This is a genomic window from Archangium primigenium, assembly GCF_016904885.1.
GTDB lineage: Bacteria > Myxococcota > Myxococcia > Myxococcales > Myxococcaceae > Cystobacter > Cystobacter primigenius.
Genome location: NZ_JADWYI010000001.1, coordinates 2,987,909 through 3,008,190 on the forward strand (window position 1 = coordinate 2,987,909; position 20,282 = coordinate 3,008,190).

Consider the following 20,282-nt stretch of genomic DNA (forward strand, 5'->3'; position numbering starts at 1 on the left):
AAAGCGTCCTGGCTACAACGGGACGCTACTTCTCCATGAATGCGCGCGCGGGCACGATCCGGACGGCGTCGGGCCGCACGGGCAGTGGCAGCGCGCCCACGGCCTTGTCCTCTTCCAGGAGCGCGGGGGCCTTGGGCGAGGCGTAGGTGATGGTGGAGGGCGACGGCTCGCGCAGCTGCTTCGCGAGCCCCTCGGCGTCCTCGGTGACGAAGGCGAAGTTGAGGGCCTCGGGCCGGAGCTGGCGCTTCACCGCGGCATGCACGGACTCGGGCGTCATCTTCGCGAGCGCGGCGCGGTACTGCTCCAGGTAGTCCGGCGTGCCGTAGAACAGCGAGTCGATGGCGTAGCCCAGCCGCCGCTGATCCGTCTGCTCCCACAGGCGCGTGTAGCCCAGGAGGAAGTCGCGGCTCAGCCGGAACTGCTCGGCGGGAATGCCCTGCCGCACCATCCGATCGAGGAAGTAGACGGCCCCGCGCGTGGCGAACATCCCGTTGACGGGCACCACCGGGCGGATCCACACGGAGATGTCCTGCTGGGTGCGCGCCACGTTGGTGCGGTTGTAGGTGGTGCCGGAGTCCTGGATGAAGTGCTCGGCGTAGGCGTAATCGCCGTAGTTGAGGCCCCGCTTCTCGCGCAGCTCGTTGAAGAGCACGCCGCCGAGCTGCCGGTGCTCGCCGAGGTACGACAGGGCGAAGGAGACGGGGAAGAAGTCCGGATCGCCCCGGCGCAGGGGCGTGACGTAGCCGAGCGACACGCCCGTGGACAGCGTGGGCTTCTGCACGACCACGGCCCGGCCGCCCTGGGTGGACACGGGGGGCAGCTCCACCCGGGGGGCGCCCGTGGCGGGCAGCGCGGACAGGCGGGCGACGACGTCCTTCTGCAGCGCCTCGTCCACGCCGCCGGCCAGCCCGATGACGAGCCGATCCTGGGTGAAGACGCGCGCGGCGTGCGCCTTCACGTCCTCGAGCGTCAGCGACTCCAGGCCCTTCTCGGTGCCGCCCACGAAGTGGGCATAGGGGTGGCCCTCGAACAGGAGCGCGTCGAGCGCCACCTTGCCGAGCGTCTCGTCGTCCTCGGCGCGCAGCCCGTTGCGCAAATCACTCAGGGCGCGGGTGCGCAGCCGCTCGAACTCCTGGGGCGACCAGCGCGGGTGGAGCAGCACGTCGGTGAACAGCTCCAGGAAGGGCGGCAGGAAGTCCTTGTGGACACGGCCCGCGAAGACGGTGAACTCCTTGTCCGTGGAGGCGTTGAACTCGGCCGCCATGGGGAAGAGCGTCTCGAGCACCTGGGCGGAGGTGAGCTTCTGCGTGCCGCCCTCGGCGAGCACGGTGGCGGCGAGCGCGGTGAGGCCCTCCTTGCCCCGGGGGTCGTCCACCGAGCCCGTGTGGAAGACGAGCCGGAAGCTCACCAGGGGGCTGGCGGGGTTGGCCTGGACCACGAGCCGGGCGGGCTCGGGCGTCCGCAGCGGCCGGGCGGGCACGGTGGCGGGGACGGCGGGCGTCTCGGCGGCGGCCTGGGTGGGCGCGGGCGGCGGAGGCGGCGGCGCGGGCGGCGCCTCCGCGCGGGGCGTGGTGGCGCAGCCGCCGAGGCTCAGCGCGGCGAGGAGGACGAGGGAGGGAACACGGGGGGAGCGCATCACTTCTGGCCTCCGGCCGGGGCGGGCGTGAGGGTGAGCACGGTGCGGTTGGCGGCGGTGAGGTGGCGGCGGGCGAAGGTGACGAGGTCCGAGGGCTTCACCTCGGATACCTTCTGCAGGTGGCGGCCGAGCGCGTCGGGGGCGCCGTAGATGCCCGCGTACCAGGAGACCTGGAGCGCGACGTCCTTGGCGGTCTCCATGCCCATGAGCAGGCCGTAGCGGGTGTTGCTCTTGATGCTCTCCACGCGGGCGGCGTCCACCTTGCCGGTGACGAGCTCCTTCACGGCGGCGTTGAAGGCGGCGCGCACGGGGGCCAGGCTGGCCTCGTCGCTCAGGAGCGCCTCGACGCTGAAGAGGCTGGGGTCTCGGTGGAGCGAGGCGTCCGGGGTGAGCTCCTGGGCCTGCTGCTTGTCGAGCACCAGGGACTTGTAGAGGGGGCTGGTGGGGCCCACGAGGTAGCTGCCGAGCACCTCCTGGATGGCGGCGTTCGCGGTGTCGAGCTTCGCGGCCGGGGTGTGCCAGGCGTACACGAGCCGGGGCTGGGTGCTCTGGGGCCAGTCGACGTGCACGGAGCGCTCCTGGGTCTGCGAGGGCTCGGTGGGCACGGTGACGGAGCCGCTCTGGCGGTCCCACGGGCCGTAGTGCTCGCGCACGCTGGCCATCAGCGCGGCGTCATCGAAGTCCCCGACGATGACGAGCAGGACGTTGTCGGGCGTGTACCAGCGCTCGAAGAAGGTCCGGCTGTAGTCGTAGGCCTTGGGCATGGCCTTGATGTCGTCGTAGTAGCCGAGCGTGGTGTGCCCGTAGGGGTGCTTGGTGAAGGCGGTGCGGGCCACCTCCTCGGCCACCTTGAGGCCAGGGGAGGCCGCGTTCTTGTGGTACTCGCCGAGCACGGCGAGCGCCTCGGTCTGGAAGGACGGCTCGGAGTACTCGAGGTGGCGGAAGCGGTCGGCCTCGATCTCCACGAGCTTGCCGAGGCCCGCGGTGGGCCCGTACGAGTAGTAGACGGTGATGTCGTCGGTGGTGAAGGCGTTGTCGTCGAAGCCGTAGGTGGCGATGACCTTCTCGCGCTCGCCCTCGGGGTGGTTCTTCGTGCCCTTGAACATCATGTGCTCGAAGAAGTGGGCGAAGCCCGTGCGGCCCGGCTCCACCTCGTTGCGCGAGCCCACGCGGACCACGGTCTGGTAGGCGATGAGGCCCGGCGAGTTGAAGGGCACGCGGATGACCGTGAGCCCGTTGGGCAGGCGGTCGACCTGCATGGGGTAGGGGAAGAAGGAGGCGGCGGCCGGCTCGGCGGCGGCCACGGGGAGGGCCACCCCCATCAGCAGGAGCAGGAGCGGGATGAAGCGATGTCGCATGCGGGTCCTCATGTCGCTGAAGCCCCCACCGGAGGGGGGCGCCCCGGAACCCTACAGCCTGGTTGCTATTCCCACGAACGGACGAGCGGGCGGGGGGTCCAGGACGTCACGAAGCCGCCACTCGGGGGTGTCAGGAGGATTGACGTGCCGCCGTCAGCGGTTAAGGTAGGTGGAGCAGCGAAGAGGTAGAGCAGTGGCCGTACGAAGTCACGACCGGGGGCGACCTGGTTTCGACGGGGGCATGGAAGTTCGAGACGCGTGCCGAGCATGTTGGTCGCTCGTAAAAACGCCCAACACAGACACAAAAGCCAACGACAACGTTGAGCTCGCGCTGGCTGCCTAACTAGGCGGTTCTTGGTGCGCGGTCCTCCTGCTCTCGGCCCGTGGGGTGGGGTAGGACCGTCATAATGCGGGCTGGCCGTCGAGTGAGCCTGGGCGCTCGACGGTGAGATCTTCCAGGACCGGCTCACAGGATTCCGTCCGTGGAAGCCTGGGGGACGTAATAAAGCGCGGACTACGCACGTAGGGTCGAAGAACGGAAGGCTTTCGGACGCGGGTTCGATTCCCGCCGCCTCCACACGTAGAAGCCCAGCAACCTCACCGGGTCGCTGGGCTTTTTTTTGCCCTCGTTTTCGCATGTGCCCGCGGTGTGGGTCTGATCCGCTTTTGGGACTGGCCCGCTTTTGTGGACATACCTCGTAAGTCGGCTACACGGGAGGTAGTGTCCATGGAACGAAGGAAGAGGCGCAGCTTCAACGAGGAGTTCAAGGCCGAGGCGGTCCGACTGGTGCGCGAGGGCGGCAAGAGCGTGCCTCAAGTGGCCAGGGACTTGGACCTGACGGATTCGGCCCTGCGCAACTGGGTGAGGCAGGCGGAGGTGGACGAGGGCAAGGGCCCGGCGGGCGCGCTCACCACGGCCGAGCGGGAGGAATTCGCACGGCTGCGCAAGGAGGTGCGCCAGCTGACGATGGAGCGTGACTTCCTAAAAAAAGCGGCGGCCTTCTTCGCGAAGGAGGGCTCGACGTGCAGTTCGAGCTGATGGACGCGCAGAAGGCCCACTTCCCCGTGAAGTTCATGAGCCAGCAGTTGGGGGTGTCGCGCTCGGGCTACTATGCGTGGCGAGGGCGCCCGGAGTCCGCGCGGCGGGCGTCGGACCGTGCACTGTCCGAGGAAGTCACCCGGGTGCACCACGCCAGTCGCCGCACGTACGGCAGCCCGCGAGTGCATGCGGAGCTGCGAGCCCGCGGCCAGCGGGTGAGCCGCAAGCGCGTGGTGCGGCTCATGCGCGAGCAGGGCCTGGCCGCACGCAGGCGGCGGCGCTACGTGGTCACCACGGACTCGCGCCACCACCAGCCCGTGGCGCCCAATGTGCTCGCGCGGGACTTCTCTCCGGCGCAACCCAACACCACCTGGGCGACAGACATCACGTACGTCGGCACGCGCGGGGGATGGCTGTACCTGGCGGTGGTGCTCGACCTGTTTTCGCGCAGGGTGGTGGGCTGGTCCATGAGCAATGCCATCGATCGGCACCTGGTGCTGGCCGCCCTGGATATGGCGCTCGAGGGCCGTCAGCCCCCACGCGGGCTGGTGCACCACTCGGACCGGGGCAGTCAGTACGCCAGCGAGGACTACAGACGTGCCCTGGCGACACGGGGCATTGAGTGCAGCATGTCGCGCAAGGGCAATTGCTGGGACAACGCCGTGGTGGAGAGTTTCTTCAGCACCCTGAAGCAAGAGCTCGTCTACACCACGGACTTCACCACGCGCGCGCAGGCCCGGCTGGCCCTCTTCGAGTACATCGAGGCCTTCTACAACCGGCAGCGTCGCCACTCGACCCTGGGCTATGTCAGTCCTGTGGCTTTTGAGCTTGCGGCCTTACCGCAGAAGTTGGCAGCATAACCCCACTGTCCACGTCAGCGGGCCAAGCTCAGGCAGGAAGCGCCACTTGTTGGTGGACACCCTGGGGCTGCTACTCGTCGCGTGGATGACGACAGGGGACGTGCAGGACAGGGACGCGACCCCTGCGGTGTTGCCTCTGGCGGCGCAACAATATCCTACGCTCAAAAAAGTCTGGGTGGATGGCGGCTACACTGGGCCGAAAGTTCAAGCAGTGGCCCAGGAGAGCGGCATTGACGTCGAGGTGGTGAAGCGCTCGGACCAGGCGAAGGGATTCGTTCTCCTTCCCAAACGATGGATTGGAGAGAGGACCTTTGGATGGCTGAACCGGCAGCGGCGCCTTTCAAAGGACTACGAGCGCCAAGAGTCTTCCTCCGAAGCGTTCATTCAACTCGGCATGATCGACCTCATGCTCCGGCGCCTCGCCTGACTGCCCCACTTCAACACCCTCTCAGTTCCAGCAAGCTCATGCTCTTTCAACCCATGAGCCCCGACGGTTTCTTCCGAGCCGTGAATCAGTAGCTCTTTCCTGGCCGCTGCTTGGGGCGCCTCGTTCGTCTCTTCCGTACCTGCTTGGGTGAACTCCTTGGCTCCTTGCAGACGGCGGCTTGATACCAGTCAGAAAGTGCGAAACTCTAACTCAGTATTAATAGGGGAGACAGGCCCCACACCTGTCTCCCCTATCAATTCCGTCGCTCGTGTGCGCCCTAGGCCAAGAAACTGGGCATTACTTAACATCTACCAAGGGCAGTCAACGACCTCAACCGTACGAGTTACTGGCAGAGAACTGTTTCCACCACTGTCCCGTACCTCGTAAAGCACAGTATATGTGCCTTGGGACCAACCATTCACGTACCCTGTCGTCGCCACGGTTGGCTCCACGTTGCCGTAGCATGCGTCAAATGCCTCAACCCCAGGATCCTCCCACCAACTTCCGCACTGATGCGTCATATGAGCAGGTCCCCTAAGCTTCAGAGTCGGAGGTGTTTGATCATCCACATGCACCCAACGGACAGCACTTGCCGTGAAGCCGGCGGTGTTCCACGCGATATATTCTACTGGGTATGAGCCCTCTGCCCAAGTATTCGGACCTGGTCCGTAGTCATCGGGGTCTTGTGTACCCGGGATGCCGTCTCCATCATCGTCTCCAGAATTGTATCGGTGTACCTGCAATGGTCCACATGAATCCCACGCTTGTGCGCCGGGGTCTACCCAAGTGTCCCTGCCACACTCCAAAGAGATGTGACTATCACCATTGAGCACGAGCGTTGATTCGCTTGGATCGATCACCATGATCATAGCTTCGCAAGAAGACGACAACCCTGATGAATCCGTGCAGGTCAGCGTTACCAAATGAGAGCCCACTGGATAGGGCCCAACTGGTGTCTGAATACATGAAAGCGTGTCTTCCGGATCTGGATCGTAGGAACCATTATTCACTGAATCCTTCAACCCACATGCCGCCGGCATTGTCACATCGCGGCAGCGCGCTATGGGTGACCGGTTCTCCTTCGCAAGGAGTATTTCCACAGAGGCTTCTGCAATGACGGAATTACCTTCGGGATCGGCTACTTTTACACGAACTGTCTGAAGCCCCACCGGAGCATGGATGTAGGGCGTGAAAGTGACCGACTGTCCCGACACTTCGAAAATCCCATCAGCGTCGAGATCCCATGAATAGTCGAGGACCTCCCCTTCTGGATCAATACCAATCGCTGTCAACGCAACGGAACCACCGGCACGGACGCGGAATGGTCCTTCGATCAGAACGAGCGGAGTTCCGCGCATAGGCGCAAAGCTTCGATATGTATAACTCTGGGTCGAGTGGGCGAGGCGAATCTCCTGGCTCAACAAAGGAGCCGCTCGCGAATCGAGAAGCCTCACGTTCCGGACAGTATAGGGACCATCCATCTTCGACCGATAGATATCCTCGGCACGGAAGCGCAGTTCCACATCATTCGTGCCGCGCCGGGCTGGTACGGAGACGCTCGACCTTGCTACGACACTACCATCCGAACCCGTCAGCTCGGCGAAAGCTCCAAGTTCCCCGCCTTCGTAGTCAGAAATCACCCTCAAGGAGACAACCAGTGCACTATTTAGTTCCACGACGTCGGCGCGAGGAAGAGCGCGATCCGTATGCCCGTGTCCCAGGCGAACTGCTGTCGATTGAACTTGGACGAACTCGCGTCCACCGCGTTCGAAGGCAACGCCATCGGATCGCTGACCTGTCATGGACCAGTCGAAAGCCACGTAACCCGATGGCCCCGAAACCACATACTTGGCCTCGAATTCGTTGGCGCTGAGGCGGGTCAGGCTTATCACTTCCGAATTGCCGCCGGGGTATTGTACCTTCACCTGAACATTGGCATCCAGCACCGGCTCTGAAAGACTCACGCGCAGTGTGGCTATGGTGCCAATTTCATATGAAATTCGATCGCTTGAGAATCCGGCCGAAAGAGGACTGTCGAATCCAGCCGCTGTTGTAACGGATGCCCCTTCAGCAGGGAGGTCATCAAGCCCATCCAGGACGATCTGCCACGTGCCCGGACGGGTTGCGGGAAAATAGTATACCGCCTGCATCGAATCCCCAGAGTATACAACTGTATCTGGAGTCGGCTCCGTTACCACTACAGCATCAGACTCATCGGTCTCTGCTTGGATCGAAGCGGCGTATGCAGGATCGATAACCTTTCCTGTTGGGTCGATGAGCGTAAAGTTGACATGGCCCTCAGTCCAGGAAGAAGAGAAGGCTGTTGCCCCCCCTTCGATATAAACGGAACGAACCCTATGTTCACCAGGCCGGAGGATGGTCTGCGCAACACGCGAAAGCTGATCGAGATTGGGAGCAGGTAAAAGCTCTTCATCATTCGCCGCCGCACTTTTCAGGCTCGCAAGACTCAAGCCTAGACAAGAGAGAGGTGGACCCCAACTGCGAGCACCGCACGTGAGTGCACTGCGGTCGAGTAACAGTTTCTTGGAGCATTGTGCAAACCCTTCCTGCGAAACCCCGCCGTCCCACGAGTGATAATCGCGTCCCCCAAGCATAGGGGCCGAATGCACCTCACGTGTGAGGTAACGATCAATATTGCTTCCAAGCATCCCGGATGCGCTACAAGTTTGAATGAAACCATCATCCGGCCCGAGGATCAAAACGCCCGTCGCCCAACCTCCGGCATTTCGGAAGCTCAAGTCAGGCCAGGGAATCTTGAGGAGGCATATTTTCTTGCCAAAGATTTTGAAACACACTTTTTTGTGCGTCCACATAGGGGCGTCGCCCGCGATCAAGTGGTAGTCGACACCATCCCGCTTGTAATGTGTCAAATTAAAGAGTGCCATTCCCGGCTTCGTCATCTGGCAGACGGCATCAGGACGTGGCAGCACGTAACAACCAAGCGCAAGAAGCGATGGAGTGCCAAGATGAGGACTTCCATAGGTGAAAATTTGTGAGACATCTCCCTCGTACATGCCTCCCTCTAAATAGGAGCGCGCCACCAGACCACCCATACTTTGCCCATAGAGAATGACTTTCTCGCGGCCTGTTAGTTTTTTGGCGGCAGTGATCCCTTCTTTGACTCGTTTGGCATTAACACTGAAAGGAGGGGTCCATAGCGGACTGGTTTGCAGGTTAACGGAAACGGTATAGTACCCTCCTCCACTAAATTCATTAGGTAGTCTTGCAAAGTCACTTGGTCCCGAGGTCCATCCATGCACAAAAACGATTGGGTCGCGATCCCAACCCGTGACCCCCACTCTCGTGCGCGGCTCAGTTTGTGTTAGGGATTTCGTATAGTTATCGTTTTGGTATTGGGCGGAGCCAAAAGCCCATCCATCAAGCGTTGCCCGCACAGTATAAGTGCCCAATGGCAGGTTTGAAAACACCCGGCATCCAGATGCATCTGTATCCCCACCCAGGCCAGGTCCCACCTCTATCCATGCCTTTTTTTTGATGAGCTTGTTAGTTAATTCAGCCGTCCTGCCACTGACACATGCGGTGATTTGACCCGTGGACGCAGTGCCACGACCAAAGACCGAGGCGAGGTCCTCTTTTGTGATGGCCCGATCGAACATCGCTGCTTCGTCAATGGCTCCTGAGCCATTGCGAAGGTCGCAGCAACTGTCGCTACCAAACCACACATCAATGAGCCCGGAGAAAGACCTTCTGCTGGCTGGATATGAACTGGTCGAAACAATCTCTCCGTCGAGCACCAAAGAAGCGGTCTGAGCAAATTCATCGTATATAATCCCGTACTGATGCCAGTGGGTTATGTCAGCGACATTTAGCGTGCCAACACGTTCATAGTCGGTAGGGCCCTGCTTGCCAATTATGTAGAGTCCAACGGTTTTCTTACCCTGATCTGGATGGATTATGAAGCCGTTTGGAGAGCGTGAACTCCAAATCCATCCATAGTCGTTCCACTGCGTTGTGTTGGAGCGGGCCCACACCAAGGCGGTAAAGCTACGCTTGACAGGTATGTTGAGCGCCTGGGCATGACCATTGCGGCCGTCCACGGCCATTGCCGTGTTGCCATCGCCAGCAATGCCTGGCACTCCCTGTGTGGTCGAGCCAAGATAGACTCCGTGGAAGCCATTGATCGATGAGTCGGACATCGTCGATGCACCACGGGGCTCACCAAAACGCCAGTAGGCGGTTGGTTTTTGTGCGATGATGTCGACTGGATTTGGCGCTTGCGCTTGCGCTCGCGCCAAGAAAACAAGATTCGTCAATAGAATAAGGCAAATGTACAACAGGGGACTTGCTCTGCGCATGATGACGGCCCTCTGATTTACCAATTCGAACATGCATGTCTGAGCGCCTCCGGCCGTGTGATTGGAAGAAAAAACGGCCGAGGTGGGCTCATGCTTGAACGGTAAAATACACCAAGAATAATTATTCACCAACGGTGAAGGCCGCAAACTTCCAGGCTTGTTCTTTTTCATGGACCTCCAATATTTTGCATGCTTAGCATTGCTGCGTCAGGGACCCAGCAGGTGCGCGATGCAACTTGCCGGGTGATGTAATGGGCGCTGGGTGTTGGAGCGGTGACAGCAGGGGCAGCGCGGCAACCAAGTGGCAATCACCCGGGCTATGGCAATCCGCGCGGTGATGAAGCTGTCGTGAAGGTGGCGCTCATTCACGGCTCGGGTGGATCAGTCGGGGGACCAAGAAGCGCCAATTAGAGAGCCTAACTTAACTTGCGGAGTAGCCTGGGCGTAACCACCTTGGAGGTATGGCCAGAGAACTGCTGCCGGACGTCCTGTGGGTGCGCGTGAAGGACCTGCTGCCCGTCCATCCTCCTCAACCCAAGGGCGGGCGGCCCTGGAAAGAGGACCGGCTCGCGCTGCGCGGCATCATCTTCGTGCTCAAGGCCAACATCCCCTGGGAGTTGCTGCCCGCCGAGGTGTTCGGCGTGTGCGGCATGACGTGCTGGCGACGCCTACGCGACTGGGCCGAAGCGGGAGTGTGGGAACGCCTCCAGCGACTGCTGGAGGCGGAGTTGGGAGGCCAGGACCTGATTGACTGGAAACGAGCCGCCATCGACTCCACGTCGGTGCCGGCAAAAAGGGGGGTCTACTCACCGGCCCCAACCCGACGGACCGAGGGCGTCCGGGCAGCAAGCACCACCTGGTGACCGACGGCGCGGGCCTGCCGCTGGCCGAGTCCCTCACTCCGGCCAACACGCATGACAGTCGTGAGGCGCTGCCGCTCGTGGACGAGATTCCTCGCGTGAAGTCGCCGCGGGGCGCGTCGCGCAGGCGGCCCGGCAAATTGCATGCGGACAAGGGCTACGATTATCCGCGTGTGCGCCAGGGACTGCGTCAGCGGCACATCCAACCGAGGATTGCTCGCCGGGGCGTGGAGTCCTCCACTCGCCTGGGCCGCCACCGGTGGGTGGTGGAACGGACCTTTGCTTGGTTGAAGTTCTTTCGCCGCCTCGTCATCCGCTACGAAGTGCGCGACGACATCCACTTCGCCTTCCTCCAGCTCGCCTGCTGCCTCATCCTCATCCGGAGGTTGAGTTAGGCTCTCTTAGTTGGAGTACGGCCTGGGGTCACGAGCTGAAGCCGCGCCAGTTCAGGGAGGAACTGGTTGTGCGTGGCACGGCGGCGCAGCAAGCGCCACAGTCGCTCAATGGGCTGTAGTTGGGGGTTGTAGGGCGGCAATCGATAAAGCTTCATGTGAGGACAGCGCTTCAAGACCCAGTCCACGGGTCGTCTGCGGTGCCAGGCGCGTTGTCGATGACGAGCAGAACCTCGGGGTAGGCTTCGGCGGGACAGGCGCGGGAGACATCCAGCAGGTGGTTGCAGAAAGCCAGCTGCAACCGCTTTGTCCAAGGGGACCAAACCGAGCGGACGCGCCTGAACTCGCCCGGACAGATGAGCGCTCCGTTATCATAGGAAAAATGGGGATGTGCCTCTGGTCCCTAAACGACGGGCCGTGATTCTCGAACGGCCTGGAGGGTAGGCAGGCCAGGGGTAGGCCGCAGAGGGAAGGAAGAGGGAGAGACCCGACTCGTTCGGCTTTGTGTGCGCAAGAACCAGAAGACGAGAAGAGCCCTCCCTCAAGGCAAGGTGGTGCTGAGGCTGAGGGCGGGCCAGAGGAGAAAGCTGCTGCGGTGGGCGGAGAAGAAGGGCTGCCCGCTGACCTTGCGACGTTGCATGGCGGTGGCGAAGGTGGGCCAGGGGCTGTCGTACCGGGCGGTGGCTCGCGAGTTGTTGTGCTCGGTGTCCACGGTGGCGGATGCCGTGCGGCGCTACAAGCAGACAGGCCGCCACGGACTGCTGGACAGAAGAGCGGGCAATGGCCGACGCAAGGTGGGCGAGCCCTATGAGGCTCAGCTGAAGCAAGTGCTGGAGGGCACGCCCCAAGACATGGGGTGGTTGCGCACGACGTGGACGCGCGAATTGCTGGCGTGCGAGTTGGAGCGGAGAGGTCTGCCTCGGGTATCGGTGACGAGCGTGGGCCGAGCCCTGGAGCGAGTCGGCGCGAGCCTCAAGCGGCCTCGACCCGTCGTGCTGTGTCCATGGCCCGCGCCCCGCCGCGCTCGCCGCGTATGGCAGCTCAAGTGCCTGGCGGCCCATGCCACGGCGAACGAGCCTGTCTTTTATGAAGATGAGATGGATGTGCACCTCAACCCCAAGCCAGGCTGGGACTGGATGCTGCCCGGCCACAGGCGACTGCTGGTCACGCCCGGGAATAATCGCAAGGGGTATGTCGGGGGGGCGCTGGAGTCCAGGACGGGACGCCTCACCTGGGTGAAAGGCGCGAACAAGACGAGTGACCTGTTCATCGAGCTGCTGCACGCGCTTGTCCAGGAGCATCCGCGGGCCACGCGACTGCACGTCATCCTGGACAATGCCTCGATGCACCACGGCCAGAAGACAAGACGTGCACTCGCGGCGCTGGGAGGGCGGGTCGTGCTGCACTTCCTGCCGCCCTATTGCCCCTCGGCCAACAAGATTGAGCGGGTGTGGTGGGACGTCCACGCCCACGTCACTCGGAATCACCGTCGCGCGAACCTGGACTCCCTTCTGGGCGATGTGGACGCCTACCTCGCAGGCCGCAACGTCCACGCCACCTCTCATCCAACCCTGCGCAGCGGGTATGCCCCCCTTGCCGCATAGGGTCGTTCGGGAATCATGAGCGGTCGTTTAGGGCGCGCGGTTCTGCCGCCAGCGGGTTCGATTCCCGCCGCCTCCACACGGAGAAGCCCAGCAACCTCACCGGGTTGCTGGGCTTTTTCTTTGCCCCGAACCGATAGGTCAGGGGCTCTCGCCACGCAGGAGCCGTGCCTCGTCCGCATAGCCGCACGGGCCTTCCTCGCGCAAATGCGGTTCTCCCTCCGTGAGCTTGATCTTCCCCTTGTCGAGAGCCGCCCGGACCCTCCGCCTCCAGCCTTTGAAATAATCGCTGGAGGGCTCGCACCGGGGATCTCCATACTTCACCTCGGCCACGAGCTGTTCTTCTTCAATCTTGAGGGACTCGAGCTCCGAGGCATCCGTGGGACCGGAATACGTCTTGGAATCCAGGAGCCGTCGCTTCTTGTCCACCCCGAAGTAGAGCGCCTTCACGTTGAAATAGGAACTCCCGAAGTCTCCCTGCTGTGACCAGTAGTAACTGAAGGTCAGCGCGATGAGTGTGCTCTTGCCCTGGACGACTCGCTCGGTGCGCTCGATTTTCCAGCGAACGGGCTCGCCGTCATCATTGCTGGTGGCCTCCGCCATCTGGGGACAATCCAGCGCGGGGAGGTCATGCGTCGGCGCATACTTCACGGTCCGCGTGTAGACCTCCGGGGCGAGGGCCTGGAAGACCTTCAACAACGTCGTCTCCGCCTTGGGACAGACGCCGAGCGCGACGACGAAGAAGCCCGGCTTGAGGCCCTCGATGCGCGCACTTTCCAGCACCTGGGGTTCGAGCGTGAGCACGGACTCGAGCACCCGTTGATAGGCCGCGAAGTGCTTCTTTTGGGCCTCGGCCTCGGCCCGGGTGGCCCCGCCCGACCAGACGAACAGCTCGCCTTGCACCTGGGGCGATTCATTCGTCTCGGGCTCGGGAGGCGGAGGGGAACTGGCCCAGGCCAGGCGCGCCGTGAGAAGCAGCAGGCCTCCCAGGAGTGAATGAGCGCTCGTTCTTCGTGGCATGGACGACCTCCGGCTGAGTGGGGTGGGCGCCATCCTGGTCTACTCGGCGGCGTATAGGCAGGACAAAGGCCGTGTTGAGGGGAGAGGGCTGGTGCGGAGAGGCCGAGGAGGGCCTGACGGGGGCCGGTCGAGCCGTGAGCCGGTCGGTGGAGATGGCTGCGCGAGCCCTTGAGGAAAATCTTCGTGCCCACGCCGCTGTCCACCGAATGTCGTGACAGAACGAAGGGCGGGAGTCGCGCGGCGGAAGAGCTAGGATGTCCGGATGATCCTGAACTTCCCTTCACTCCGCTTCCTCCTCCTGACCTGCGCCCTGTCCACCGGGTGCGGCGACTCGCCCACGAGCGGTGACTCGCCCACGAGCGGCGACTCGCCCACGAGCACCGGCCTGCCCATTGCCGAGGCGCGCGCCCTCGCCAAGGGCACCCAGGTAACCGTGGAAGGGTACGTCACGGTGGCGCCCGGCACGTTCGTGTCCGCCATGAACAACGAGGGCTTCGCCATCCAGGACGCCACCGGTGGCATCTACGTGAAGCTGGCCCAGAAGCTCGACTTCGGCGTGGGGACCCGGGTGCGCGTGACGGGCACCCTGAAGGACGAGGCCCAGCTGCGCATCCTGGAGAGCGAGCCCGCCTCGGTGGAGAAGCTGTCCGGCACCCAGAAGATCGAGAGCCGGGACGTGACCACCGGCGGCATCAACGAGTCCACCGAGGGCCTGCTGGTGCGCGCCTCCGGCAACGTGACGCGGATCTTCGAGGATGACTCGCCCTACGGCTACAAGCTGTACTTCAACGACGGCTCGGGCGAGGTGCAGATCTTCGTCCACGTCTCGGCGGGATTCGAGCCCGACCGGTTGCGCGCCATCACCGCGGGGCAGCACCTCCAGGTGACAGGCTTCTCCACCCAATACAAGACCACCTACGAGCTGGCTCCGCGACAGCCCTCGGATCTGGTGGTGCAGTAGCGCGGGCCGCCACGGGGGCGGGCGCGGCTATCAGGCCACCCATACCAGACAGCCCAGCACGCCGAGGCCCCCCCCGTTGAACACAGAGAGCGCTCAAGGGCTTCGAGGTGGCTTTTCTTGCCCGCGTTGTCTTCAAGTGCCCTCGGGGTGGGCCGTAGATCGACAGGATGGGGACACGCGTCAGCCTCGGCGCGAGTGCCGGGAGGCTCCATCCGGGCCCCTGGGAGAGGAGCTCGTCGGCGGTGCTCTCGGGGGTGGCGCCGTACAGGGCGCGTCCGAAGTCGCTCAGGTTGGCGACCATGTGGGCGCGGCCGTTGGGTCCCGCCGTGCTCGCCCTGGCGGCGCTGCGGGCGATGTACCGCCTGCGCCAGGTCGAGGTTGCGCTCGTTGCCCGGCAGGCCATGCAGCAGGAGCATCGTGGGGTGCGGCCCGCGCCCCGCGTGTCCGGGCGAGGTCAGCGCCGCTGGCAGGGCCGTGGGATTGACCGTGCCAACGGTCCGGGTGCAAATCGCGCAAACAACCTGGAGGACCCCGATGCACGCCTACCTGCTCTTCACCCTGCCCCTGCTGCTGGCAGCGGCCGAGGCCCCATCGCTCGAGGGCCACTGGACCGTCGACCTCTCGGTCAAGAAGGACGAGCCCTATACCCGCCCGATGACGCTGAAGCTCGCGGCGGACGGCACGGTGTCGGGCAGCTTCTACGACAGCAAGATCCTCGCGGGCCGGTGGAAGACGGCGCGCGGGCGCACCTGCGTCAGCTTCCGCACCACCGACGGCGCTGGCCCGTATCACACCGCCGCCTGCCTGGTCGGCGACACCGTGCAGGGCCAGACCTGGGCCGAGCACCGCGATTTCCTCTTCAACTGGAACGCGGTGCGCGCGCCCGCGACGCCGTGAGCCCGGTGCGCGCCGACGCGCTCACCGCCTCGCCGGTATACACGGCGACCCCATCTTCCGGCAGGGAGCCTGGGAACGACTGATTGGGCTGGAATCCGCTCAGAGGCGGGTCAAGCCTCACCCTGCAGGTGAGCCGCTGGTGCTGTCCTATGCTCTCCGGATGGACGACACGCTGGAGGAGGCGATCGAGGACGTCGAGCGGCACCGGGCGCTGGTGCGCGGCAACCCGGACGCCGATGGCCTGCGCCGTCTCGCCACGAGCCTCGCGAACCTGGGCAGGACGTTGTACGCCTTGGACAGGCGCGAGGAGGCGTTGCCCGTCTTCCAGGAGGCGGTGGACGTGCTCCGTTCGCTGGTGCCGCTCAATCCGACGGGGCTCCAGTCCGGGATCGTCTGGCTCACTTTTTCCCACCTGGTCGACGCGCTGCTCGCGCGGGGCCAGTACGAGGAGGCGCTGAAGTGGGCGGCCGGGGCCGTCGAGCTCTGGTGGGCGATGGCACAGTCCCTCCGGCACGGCCGGGTGGACGACGACATGACCATGGATCTGTTCGTGAACCTCGCGCGCCTCGGCATCCAGCTTCCGCACACCGTGTTGAAGCACCTGGGCGGACACGCCGGGCCGCTGGCGGGGCGAGATTCCGCGGCGCTCCTTCTCGGCCTGGCGGGCCAACTCAACCAGCTGGCCAGTTGGTCCACCCTGGGGGGCGAGCTCGAGGTGGCGCCCGCCGCGTGGAAGGAGATGCACCTCTTCTGGTACGGCGAGAGCGCGGTCTCCAATGAGGAGGGGTCGGCCGCATGGTTCGCGATCCTCCTCTTCCTCGCGGCGCTCCAACCCGGCCCGGCCGAGCCCCTCGGCCAACTGGGCTCGCTCTGGAACACCTTCGGGGCGCGGCACCTGGTGGAGTCCCTCGCCGGGGAGGCGGTGGAGCTGTGGCGGGCCCTGGCGCGGCGCAACCCCGAGGCCTTCCACCCCGGACTCGCCGACAGCTTCACCCACCTGAGCAGGGTCCTGGACGACCTGGAGAGACACGAGGAGGCGCTGGCGTCCGCGCAAGGCGCGGTGGAGCTCCGGCGCGAGCTGGCACGGCGAGACCCCGAGGCCTTCCTGCCCGGCCTCGCCTCGAGCCTCGTCACGCTGGGCCACAGGCTGCACGGGACGCAGCGGCACGACGAGGCGCTGACGGCCGCCCGGGAGGCGGTGGACCTGTACCGCGCCCTGGCGCAACGCGACCCAGACACCTTCCAGCCCGGCTTCGCCCTGAGCCTCCGCGGCCTGGGCGACAGGTGGGAGGACTCGAAGCACCCGGAGTCGCGCGAGCAGGCACTGACGGCCACCCGGGAGGCGGTGGACCTGTACCGCGCCCTGGCGCGGCGCGACCCCGATGCGTTCGTGCACCACCTGGCGGACAGCCTCCTCGTCCTGGGCCACCGCTCGTACGAGACGGCGCGATACGAGGAGGAACTGCAGGCGACGGGCGAGGCCGTGGAGCTGCGCCGGGTCTTCCGGGCCCACCGCGACCCGAACGTCTTCCTGTCCGACCTCGCCTCGAGCCTCCGCGTCCTGGGCGACAGGGCGAGCCGGCAGGGCAGGCACGAGGCGGCGCTGAAGGCCACGCAGGAGGCGGTGGACCTGTGCCGCACCCGGACCCAGCTCCATCCGCACGGGCCCGGGCTCGCCCTCGCCTCGAGTCTCAACGACCTGGTCCACAGGTTGCGCGTCCTGGGGCGGCACGAGGAGGCACTGAAGACCGCGGCCGAGGCCGTCGAGCGCTGCCGGGCACTGACGCCACCCATCGAGCCGAACAACAGCGTCCACGACCAGGACATCAAGGCGAGCCTTCCCGTCGTGGGCAGGAGCCTCGAGACGCTGGAGGCCCTGTTGATGGACCTGGGCGGACGCGCCGAGGCGCTCACGGCCGCGCCCCAGGCGGTGGAGCTTTCGTGGGCCCTCGCGCCGCACGGCTCCGCGGGGTTGCTGTCCACCCTGGCGGGCCAGCTCAACGATCTGGCCGAGGGGTTGTACAAGGCGGCGGCGCTCCCCCGCCTGGCGAAGGACTTGAACACGGTGTCGGTCGTCGACCGCGTGGCCTCGGCCGCGTGGATGGCGGTGCGCCTCTTCCTCGCCGCGCTCCCTCCGGGCCCGGCGGGCGGCCTTGGCCGCCTGGGCTCGCTCTCGAACACGCTGGGGAGGCACCCGGAGGGGCCCGCCGTACGGGAGGCGGTGGAGCACTGGCGTGCCCTGAGCCAGCACCATCCCGAGGCCTTCAACCACGGACTGGCCGACAGCTTCGGCTTGCTGAACGCCTCCCTGTTCGCGAGAGGGCAGCGTGAGGAGTCGCTGCCGCTCGCGCGAGCAGCGGTGGAGCTCCGGCGCGAGCTGGCACGGCGAGACCCCGAGGCCTTCCCGCCCGGCCTCGCCTCGAGCCTCGACGTGCTGGGCCACAGGCTGCACGGGACACGGCGGCACGAGGAGGCGCTGACGGCGACGAGCGAGGCCGCGGCGCTGTACCGCGCCCTGGCCGGAAGAGCGCCGGACGCCTTCCGGCCCGCCCTCGCGTCGCTCCTCCAGCGTCAGGGTGACACGCTGAAGGAACTGGAGAGGCACGAGGAGGCGCGGCCAGTCCTCGAGGAAGCGGTGAACCTGTACCAGCAACTGGTGGCGCACGTGCCGGGTGAGTACCAGCCGGACCTCGCCGCGAGCCTCCACTCGCTGGGCGCGACGCTGAGCCGCCTGGAGCGGCACGAGGAGGCGCTGGCAGCCGCACAGGAGGCGGTGAACCTGCGCCGCGAGCTGGCGCGCTACGACCCCGGGCAATACTGGCCCCTCCTGGCGGACAGCCTCGAGCTCCAGTGGAGTACCTTGCTCGAGCAGAAGAGGTGCGAAGAGGCGCTGCCAGCGGCGGTGGAGGCCGTGGAACTGCACCGGGCCCTGGCGCGACAGAACCCCGAGCGCATCCCGTCCGACCTCGCCGTGAGCCTCAGCTCCCTGAGCTCGACGCTGGGGGGGATGGAGCGGTGCGAGGAAGCACTCGCCCCCGCTCACGAGGCCATCGACATCCTCTGGCCCCACCTGGAGCACCACTCCAAGTACGCGGCGGTCATGGCCCTCCTGCTCTCCGCCCTGCGGATTCTCTACTCCGCCCTCGAGCGGCCACTGCCCGCCGAGCTCCAGGAGCGCGGGGCTACCCTCGAGCGCCTCCAGAAGCAGGCACGCGCCCTGGCGTCATGAGGCCCCACGGGCCGCACGTGAGCCGCGAACGGCCCGGGGCCGCCACGCTCTCGCGGGCCACGCTCAAGGAACCCTGGATGACAGCAGGGGCTGTCCTCTTGGACTCGACAAGGGAACAGGTGGATCTAGCCGCCTTCCAGCCCACCCCCATCCTGGGTACTGAAAGGGAGCCGGGGCAGGTGGTCCACGAGAAGATGGAGCGCTTCGCCGAGCGCATCCGGCTGCTCTTCGGAGAGGCGCCGATGACGCCCGAGGAACAGGTGTACCTGGCGGTGGCGCTCGGTGGGCTGCGCAACGCGGCGGCCTGGTTCCCCGCGTTCTCGGATGCCGACCTGAACCAGTACCTGATGTCCGCCGCCGAGCGAATGCCCTGACGTGCCGCGCCGTGGGCGCGCCGCTAGCAGGCGCCCCCGGCGAGGGACGCCGCGGGCTCGGGGCTTCGCGTGAAGCGGGGCCACGTCGGGTCAGCGTGCGGTCGCGGCGGCGAGCTCGCTCTTGGCGGCCATTCCCATGAAGGGGACCAACCGTTGCTTGAACATCTCTTGGAATGCGGAGCGGGTGTCCCTGGAGGCCAGCGTCTGGATCTCGAAGAGGACCTCGTAGGCCGTCACGTGTTGGAACCCGACCTGGGTGAAGAAGGACTCGTAGTCATGAACACGCCCGATCGAGGGCTCGAAGGTGCCTGGCACCTCGATGTTGGGCAGTTGCGTGTAGGGACCGGGAAGGGCGCCGCCGGCCAGCGAAAGCAGGACGGCGCCGTTGATGTCATTCGCGAGCTTCGAGGGGACCTGTCCCTCATCCCAGGTCGCGGGATAGAGGGAGGGAATCCGCCGGAGCATGTCGGTGACCCATGCATGCGGAATGGCGTCGAGGTTGTTCCAGATGTTCTGGTTCCAGGCATAGTGGGGCTGGGGCAGGTTCAGGCTGACCGGCGGAAATACCTGGGAGAAGAACTGGGAGAGGCCCTGGTTGCCAGGAGTGGGACCGGCCACCGGGAGCACGTAGACGTGGCCCCATTTCCCGGTGCTGAACTGCCCGCCCGACGGATTGAACAGGGCCAGGGCGAGCGTCGGCGCCAGCGCGCCACCCAGACTGTGGCCGCCGAAGATGAGCGTCTTTGACTCCGTCGCGCTCAGCGAGTGCAGAAACTCCACCAAGCCCTTGTGGGTCGCCGGGTCCTTCATCCCCAGCAGGGAGTTGACGCCCAACGCGGTCCCCTTCGAGACAACGGGCCAGGGTTTGATGCCCGAGGGCACTCCGTAGGGCTTCAGCGACGGGAACGCCTCTGTCCAGAGCTTCGTGGTGTTGACGCTGAGGTCCTCGGTTTTCTGATCATACTCCGAAGACATGTTGGTCCCCGCGATGGCGACGACGTAGACGGACTGGTCGGGGCTCGCAGCGACGTACATGACGTTGTCCGCGTAGCTCGTCTCGCCGGGCTGATGCTCGAAGACAGCAGGGCCCCAGACGAGCGACCACTGACCCTCCATGGCGGCCTGGATGTCCGGCTGGGCCAGGAAGTGGGTGAGCTTGGTTTTCTGCTTCTGGGCCAGCGTGCTTTCGTCGCCCTGCGTGGCGCCCAAGCCACCGGACTCGTAGGTAAGGAGATAGGCCTTCTGACAGAGATTGAGGGGCTGGATGGTGGATGACATGGAGCCTTCCGCA

General features: G+C 65.0%; 13 protein-coding genes and 1 other RNA gene. 9 read left to right on the forward strand and 5 right to left on the reverse strand.

Going from position 1 to position 20,282, the window contains the following annotated elements; translation table 11 throughout:
* Nucleotides 1-25: 25 nt before the first annotated feature.
* Complete coding sequence (locus I3V78_RS12765; protein WP_204487526.1) at nt 26-1,636, reverse strand: M16 family metallopeptidase; 1,611 nt, start codon at nt 1,634-1,636, stop codon at nt 26-28.
* Nucleotides 1,636-2,994, reverse strand: a complete 1,359-nt coding sequence (locus I3V78_RS12770; RefSeq protein ID WP_204487528.1) for a M16 family metallopeptidase — start codon at nt 2,992-2,994, stop codon at nt 1,636-1,638. Before I3V78_RS12770 ends, I3V78_RS12765 begins: the two co-directional genes overlap by 1 nt.
* A gap of 215 nt (nt 2,995-3,209) precedes the next feature.
* Between I3V78_RS12770 and ssrA the strand changes: the two genes are divergently transcribed.
* The 3 genes from ssrA (at nt 3,210) to I3V78_RS12785 (ending at nt 5,320) form a co-directional block, all read left to right on the forward strand.
* Nucleotides 3,210-3,574, forward strand: a transfer-messenger RNA (tmRNA) gene (gene ssrA / locus I3V78_RS12775).
* 147 nt (nt 3,575-3,721) lie between these two features.
* Nucleotides 3,722-4,893 (forward strand): IS3 family transposase gene (locus tag I3V78_RS12780; protein ID WP_204487530.1). Its coding sequence is split into 2 segments (ribosomal slippage): nt 3,722-3,977 and nt 3,977-4,893, totalling 1,173 coding nucleotides; the frame shifts between segments, so codons are not numbered across the junction.
* Nucleotides 4,838-5,320 carry a transposase gene (locus tag I3V78_RS12785; protein ID WP_275583484.1) on the forward strand — a complete coding sequence of 161 codons (483 nt, stop codon included), beginning with the start codon at nt 4,838-4,840 and terminating at the stop codon, nt 5,318-5,320. The genes I3V78_RS12780 and I3V78_RS12785 overlap by 56 nt, the downstream gene beginning before the upstream one ends.
* Before the next feature lie 308 nt (nt 5,321-5,628).
* Here I3V78_RS12785 and I3V78_RS12790 read toward each other — a convergent pair whose 3' ends face one another.
* Nucleotides 5,629-9,828, reverse strand: coding sequence for an immunoglobulin-like domain-containing protein (locus tag I3V78_RS12790; protein WP_204487535.1), 4,200 nt, complete (start codon nt 9,826-9,828; stop codon nt 5,629-5,631).
* A 290-nt stretch (nt 9,829-10,118) separates the two neighbouring features.
* Between I3V78_RS12790 and I3V78_RS12795 the strand changes: the two genes are divergently transcribed.
* A protein-coding gene (locus tag I3V78_RS12795) for an IS5 family transposase (protein ID WP_204487537.1) occupies nt 10,119-10,912 on the forward strand; the annotation gives its coding sequence in 2 pieces (ribosomal slippage) (nt 10,119-10,455 and nt 10,455-10,912; 795 coding nt in all).
* Between the two features lie 551 nt (nt 10,913-11,463).
* Complete coding sequence (locus I3V78_RS12800) at nt 11,464-12,513, forward strand: IS630 family transposase (protein WP_338023550.1); 1,050 nt, start codon at nt 11,464-11,466, stop codon at nt 12,511-12,513.
* Between the two features lie 138 nt (nt 12,514-12,651).
* Here I3V78_RS12800 and I3V78_RS12805 read toward each other — a convergent pair whose 3' ends face one another.
* Nucleotides 12,652-13,530, reverse strand: a complete 879-nt coding sequence (locus I3V78_RS12805; protein ID WP_204487539.1) for a hypothetical protein — start codon at nt 13,528-13,530, stop codon at nt 12,652-12,654.
* 262 nt (nt 13,531-13,792) lie between these two features.
* Between I3V78_RS12805 and I3V78_RS12810 the strand changes: the two genes are divergently transcribed.
* The 4 genes from I3V78_RS12810 to I3V78_RS12825 all read left to right on the forward strand — a co-directional run bounded on the left by I3V78_RS12810 (nt 13,793) and on the right by I3V78_RS12825 (nt 18,991).
* A complete protein-coding gene (locus tag I3V78_RS12810; RefSeq protein WP_239576402.1) occupies nt 13,793-14,491 on the forward strand; it encodes a DNA-binding protein in 699 nt (232 codons plus the stop codon).
* Between the two features lie 534 nt (nt 14,492-15,025).
* Nucleotides 15,026-15,388: a hypothetical protein gene (locus I3V78_RS12815; RefSeq protein ID WP_204487541.1), complete on the forward strand. Its 363-nt coding sequence runs from the start codon at nt 15,026-15,028 to the stop codon at nt 15,386-15,388.
* A gap of 139 nt (nt 15,389-15,527) precedes the next feature.
* Nucleotides 15,528-18,617, forward strand: a complete 3,090-nt coding sequence (locus I3V78_RS12820) for a tetratricopeptide repeat protein (RefSeq protein WP_204487543.1) — start codon at nt 15,528-15,530, stop codon at nt 18,615-18,617.
* Nucleotides 18,618-18,796: 179 nt separating this feature from the next.
* Nucleotides 18,797-18,991, forward strand: a complete 195-nt coding sequence (locus tag I3V78_RS12825) for a hypothetical protein (protein WP_204487545.1) — start codon at nt 18,797-18,799, stop codon at nt 18,989-18,991.
* Nucleotides 18,992-19,081: 90 nt separating this feature from the next.
* Here the strand turns inward: I3V78_RS12825 and I3V78_RS12830 are convergent, their stop codons facing one another.
* The gene (locus I3V78_RS12830; protein WP_204487548.1) at nt 19,082-20,269 is read right to left on the reverse strand and encodes a hypothetical protein; all 1,188 of its coding nucleotides are present in this window, start codon (nt 20,267-20,269) and stop codon (nt 19,082-19,084) included.
* Nucleotides 20,270-20,282 lie beyond the last annotated feature (13 nt).

What these genes read in the sequence shown, in the direction of transcription:
- I3V78_RS12815 (WP_204487541.1), top strand. Translation starts at nt 15,026, where the DNA reads ATGCACGCCTACCTGCTCTTCACCCTGCCCCTGCTGCTGGCAGCGGCC.
- I3V78_RS12810 (WP_239576402.1), top strand. Translation starts at nt 13,793, where the DNA reads ATGATCCTGAACTTCCCTTCACTCCGCTTCCTCCTCCTGACCTGCGCC.
- I3V78_RS12770 (WP_204487528.1), bottom strand. Translation starts at nt 2,994, where the DNA reads ATGCGACATCGCTTCATCCCGCTCCTGCTCCTGCTGATGGGGGTGGCC.
- I3V78_RS12830 (WP_204487548.1), bottom strand. Translation starts at nt 20,269, where the DNA reads ATGTCATCCACCATCCAGCCCCTCAATCTCTGTCAGAAGGCCTATCTC.
- I3V78_RS12785 (WP_275583484.1), top strand. Translation starts at nt 4,838, where the DNA reads ATGTCAGTCCTGTGGCTTTTGAGCTTGCGGCCTTACCGCAGAAGTTGG.
- I3V78_RS12790 (WP_204487535.1), bottom strand. Translation starts at nt 9,828, where the DNA reads ATGAAAAAGAACAAGCCTGGAAGTTTGCGGCCTTCACCGTTGGTGAAT.
- I3V78_RS12765 (WP_204487526.1), bottom strand. Translation starts at nt 1,636, where the DNA reads ATGCGCTCCCCCCGTGTTCCCTCCCTCGTCCTCCTCGCCGCGCTGAGC.
- I3V78_RS12805 (WP_204487539.1), bottom strand. Translation starts at nt 13,530, where the DNA reads ATGCCACGAAGAACGAGCGCTCATTCACTCCTGGGAGGCCTGCTGCTT.